Source organism: Pseudomonas psychrophila HA-4 (assembly GCF_000282975.1).
Classification (GTDB): domain Bacteria; phylum Pseudomonadota; class Gammaproteobacteria; order Pseudomonadales; family Pseudomonadaceae; genus Aquipseudomonas; species Aquipseudomonas psychrophila_A.
Genome location: NZ_ALJC01000007.1, coordinates 1 through 806 on the forward strand (window position 1 = coordinate 1; position 806 = coordinate 806).

Annotated in this window: 1 protein-coding gene and 1 pseudogene; both read right to left on the reverse strand. The window is 45.0% G+C overall.

The features are described from left to right. A pseudogene (locus B347_RS26330) lies at positions 1-242 on the reverse strand (hypothetical protein); the annotation flags it as partial. Positions 243-254: 12 nt separating this feature from the next. After that, positions 255-806 (reverse strand): hypothetical protein (locus B347_RS0101105; RefSeq protein ID WP_019407881.1); only part of this gene is annotated, 552 nt, incomplete at its 5' end.

Sequence of the window (806 nt, forward strand, 5' to 3'; positions counted from 1 at the left end):
GCTATCTCTGAATCAGGCTTATACTCCTTGCGCCAATGACGATTGAAGCCTACGTGTGTATTTTTACCTCCAGGCACCGTACATGTCTCGCCTTTTGCTGGCACATAAACAGCCGCAGCCCGGTAATAAAAATTCGGCGGCAAATCGGCAGTAAAAATAAAAGTATCCGATGGTTTTAAAGAACACCCGGAAGCAATCACACTCAATGCCAACAAGGCTACACGCTTAACTATTCGCTGCATGTACACGTCCTCTTACTCAGTACAGCCGGGATAGATAGTGCACTGCTTTCCGTCCGGCATCATAAAGCTACTAAAGCGCTTATAATCGCCATAACAGAATGCATATTGATCTTCAAAATTATCGCCCATACAACGCTTCCAACCATTAGGGACTTTAACCCAAGTATCTTTAATGGCAGGTATTTCTTCTTCAGCCAACTTAATTGTTAACTTCACCGTTTTACCCGGCAACTGATCCAAGGTATATCCAGCCGCAGGACGACCACGAGTCAACACACCCCCTGCATCCGTATCTTTACAATCCAGAATTTTTCTAAGAACGCGAGTCTTACCCGACGTACGAAAGAGCCACTGACACTGCCCATAAAAAGAACTTTCGCCCGACGCATTAAATTTTTCTCTAAATTCAATGGGCAGCACCTCACGAATTACAACGCCTGCACTGTCTCCATGTAAATCACTCCAACCCACTCCATAGACAGCATTGATCTCTAACTTAATTTGACTAATCACCATCGGACACCCACTCACGGTGCGATACAAGGCTATCTCTGAATCAGGCTT